General features: G+C 71.8%; 1 protein-coding gene. It reads left to right on the forward strand.

All coding sequences use genetic code 11. From position 1 onward, the window contains the following. A partial coding sequence (locus ACWEN6_RS40770) for a type I polyketide synthase (protein WP_452577567.1) occupies nucleotides 1–4,406 on the forward strand: 4,406 nt, incomplete at both ends.

Here is a 4,406-nt window from a genome sequence, read left to right on the forward strand (position 1 = left end):
CAGGCGCTGCGTAGCGGGGAGTGTGATCTGGCGCTGGCGGGTGGGGTGACGGTGATGGCCACGCCGGATGCGTTTGTGGAGTTCTCGCGGCAGCGGGGTCTGGCCGCTGATGGGCGGTGTAAGTCGTTCGCCGAGGCGGCTGATGGGGTGGGTTGGGGTGAGGGTGTCGGGGTTTTGGTGGTGGAGCGGTTGTCGGAGGCTCGCCGTCGTGGGCATCGGGTGCTGGCGGTGCTGCGCGGCAGCGCGGTCAACCAGGACGGTGCTTCCAACGGGCTGACCGCCCCCAACGGTCCTTCGCAGGAGCGGGTGATCGCTCAGGCGCTGGGGGCTGCCGGGTTGGTGCCCGGTGATGTGGATGTGGTGGAGGCGCATGGTACGGGGACGGCGTTGGGTGATCCGATCGAGGCGCAGGCGTTGCTGGCGGCTTATGGTCAGGGTCGGCGGTCGCCGTTGTGGCTGGGGTCGGTGAAGTCCAATCTCGGGCATACTCAGGCGGCGGCCGGGGTGGCCGGTGTGATCAAGATGATCCTGGCGATGCGGCACGGGTTGTTGCCCAAGACGCTGCACGTGGACGCGCCCTCGTCGAAGGTGGACTGGTCGGGCGGGGCGGTGGAACTGCTGACCGAACCTCAGCCCTGGCCCAAGGACGCCGATCGGCCGCGCCGGGCGGGGGTGTCCTCGTTCGGCATCTCCGGCACCAACGCCCACGTCATCCTCGAAGAACCGCCCGTTGAGGAGCCGTCGGCCATCGGCGCCGGTTCGACCGCACCTGCTGGTGAGGAAGCGCCGGCCAGTGAGGGGTCGCCGGATAGGGAGCAGGCCGAGGCGGGATCGCCCGTTTCGGCTGGAACGGAAGGCACGGCCGCGCCGTCGGTGCCTGTGGTGTTGCCGGTGCCCGTGGTGGTGTCGGCCAAGAGCCAGGCGGCGTTGCGGGCGCAGGCCGCTCGGCTGGCGGACTTCGTCGCCGGGCATGAGGCGGCCAGTCTGGTGGAGGTGGCCGCTGGCCTGACGCGCCGGGCCGCCATGGAGTACCGGGCGGTCCTGCCGGCGGCCGACCGGGAAGGTCTGCTGGCCGGACTGCGGATCCTGGCCGCAGGCGAACCGACGGCCGGTGGGTTGACGGCCTCGGCGTTGACGACCGTCGGGTTGACGGCCGCAGGGTCGACGGCCGGAAGATCGGCGTCCAGTGAGCCGGCGACCGGTGGCTTGACGGCCTCGGGGTTGACGGCCTCAGGGTTGGCGGCCGGTGGGGTGGCTGCCAGGGTGCTGGGGTCGGCTGCGGTGGTGGGTCGGGTGCGGCCGGGCCGGGTCGCGGTGGTGTTCTCTGGTCAGGGTGCTCAGCGGCTGGGGATGGGCCGGGAGTTGTATGCGGCTTTCCCGGTGTTCGCCCGCGCCTTCGATGAAGCTTGCGCACTGCTGGAGGCCGAACTCACCGCCGCCGACGCTGCCGGCGTGGTGACCGGCCTGGCCGGCGGTGCGAGCCTGCGAGAGATCATCCTCGGTCATACCAGCCAGACCAGCCAGACCAGGCAGACCGACCACACCGGCCAGACCGACCACACCGGCCAGACCGGCGCGACCAGCCCGAACGGCGAGATCGGCCGGCCCGCCCAGAGCGGCCAGGGTTGCCCGACCGGCGCGAGCGACCAGAGCACTCAGAATGACCAGACCGGTGAGACCGTCCAGGGCGGCCAGGCCATTGAGGCCGGCCAGACCGGCGGGTCTGCTGGTTCTGGTGGTGGGGTGCTGGATCAGACGGTGTTCGCTCAGGCCGGGTTGTTCGTGGTGGAGACGGCGTTGTTCCGGTTGTTGGAGTCGCTTGGGGTGCGGCCTGATTTTGTGGCGGGGCATTCGTTGGGGGAGATCTCTGCGGCGCATGTGGCCGGGGTGTTGGGGTTGGCGGATGCGTGCCGGTTGGTGGCTGCTCGTGGCCGGTTGATGCAGGGGTTGCCGTCCGGTGGTGCGATGGCGGCGATCGGCTGCGGCGAGGATGTCCTTGCCCCGGTGCTGGCCGAGTATGGCCGGGTGGCGGTGGCGGCGGTGAACGCGCCTGGTTCGGTGGTGGTCTCGGGTGCCTGCGATCAGGTGGAGCAGGTGGTGGAGTGGGCGCGGCAGCAGGGGTACCGGACGCGGCGGTTGCGGGTGTCGCATGCGTTCCACTCGCCGTTGATGGAGCCGATGCTGGCCGAGTTCGAGCGGGTGGTGGCCGGGTTGACGTTGCGTCGCCCGGAGTTGCCGCTGGTGTCCAACCTGTCGGGTGACCTGGCCGGCGAGGAGATCACCGAGCCCGGCTACTGGGTGGAGCATGTGCGGCGGCCGGTGCGGTTCGCCGACACCATCACCACCCTGCGCGGACACGGGGTCGGCTGTTACATCGAGGCGGGCCCGGACGCCCAGCTCACCCCGATGATCGAACAGACCCTCGCCCACCACGACCACGACCACACTGGCAGCCGGCACCTCGGCGGGACCGGCGGTGGGGACGGCGACCACGCCCAGGTCCGCCGGGTCGACGGTGGCCGCAAGGACACAGAACCTGCCTCGGTGGTGGCGTTGCTGCGCCGCGACCGGGATGAGACGGCTCAACTGGTCGCCGGGCTCGGTCAGGCGTGGACGCGTGGCACGGCCGTGGACTGGACCGCTTGGCCGACCGGACCGGCCGGTGCCCGTATCGGCGCCTTGGATCTGCCTACCTATCCCTTCCAGCATCGCCGTTACTGGCTGCAGCTCGCCGCCGGTGACCTGGCCGCCCTCGGCCAGACCGCCGCCGACCACCCCATCCTGGGAGCAGTGGTGGAGCAGCCCGACGGCGGCGCCATCCTGACCGGCCGGTTATCGGTCACCGCTCAGCCCTGGCTGGCGGACCACGCCATCAACGCCACCCCGATCCTGCCCGGCACCGCCTTCGTGGAACTGGCTCTGCGCGCCGGAGACCAGGTCGGCTGCCCGACCATCGACGAACTCACCCTGCACGCCCCCCTGCCCATCCCCGACCCCGGCCACCACAACACCGGCCGGCACAGCAACGGCCGGCACAGCAACGGCGACACCGGCAACGGCAGCGTCGACACCGGAAGCGTCGTGGTGCAGGTCACCGTGACCGGACCAGGCCAAGACGGCCGACGTCAGATCGCCATCCACTCCAAAGACGACCACGGGCAGTGGACCCGGCACGCCACCGGCACCCTCACCCCAACTCCTGCCGCCCCCGGCGACGCGGCGGCAGACCTGCGCCACGCCTGGCTCCCGCCAGGCGCCGAGCCAATGGACACCACCGGCCTGTACGACCGCCTGGTCGACCACGGCTACGGCTACGGCCCCGCCTTCCACGGCCTCACCCACGCCTGGGCAGATCAGGATGACCTATACGCCGAGGTGTCGCTGCCGGTTGATGTCGCTGATCCGGCGGGTTATGGCGTTCACCCCGCGTTGCTGGACGCGGCGATGCATGTGGGCATGCTGGCCGTGCAGGACGCCGGTCAGGATGCCGGGGAGACCGGTCCGTTGATTCCGTTCAACTGGAACGGCGTCACCCTGCACGTCGCCGGCGCCACCGCGCTGCGCGTACGGCTGCGCCGCCTGGACGGCGAGGCGGTCACCCGGCTGGACCTGGCCGACCCCGCCGGTCGGCCGGTGGCTTCGGTGCAGACGCTGACCGCGCGGCCGCTGGCTCCTGAGCAGTTGGGCGGCGCGGTTTCGACGCGGTGGTTGTACGAGGTGGCTTGGCGGCCGCTGGACGAGCGCGGGCCCGCCGAGACCGCCGAGACCGCTGCCGGGGTGCCGGATGTCGCGATGCTGGATGTCGCTACTTCGGTGGGAGCGAAATCCGCTGCCCGAGGCGCGGGGGCTGGTGGCGGCGGACCGGTGGAGGGTGACGTTCCGGTTCCGGTGCGGGTGCGCCGGGTCGTCGGTGAAGTGCTGGGTGAGTTGCAGACTTGGTTGGCCGAGGCGGACGCGCGGCCGGCGGTGGTGGTGACCCGGGGTGCGGTGGCCGTGGCCGACGGCGAGGTTCCGGATCCGGCGCAGGCTGCGGTGTGGGGGCTGGTGCGGGCCGCTCAGGCGGAGGAACCCGGCCGCATCACCCTGATCGACCTCGACCCGGACGACGTTTCGCTGGAAGGCGCGCAGGTCGCCCCTGCATCCGACGGCGCGTCGACCGCCCAGGCCGCCCAGGTTGCCCGGGTTGCCGAGGCGGCCGCGGTGCTTCGGAGCGGGGAACCACAGGTCGCGTTGCGCGGCGACCGGCTCTTAGCGCCCCGGCTGGAGCGGGCCCGCCTCGGCGAGGAGCCCGTGGCGGCCTGGCCGGTCGACGGGACCACGCTGATCACCGGCGGCACCGGCGGGCTGGGCGCCCTGATGGCCCGGCATCTGGTCGCCGTGCACGGCGTGCGGCATCTGCTGCTGGT

The sequence above is a fragment of the Sphaerisporangium sp. NPDC004334 genome (genome assembly GCF_053602655.1).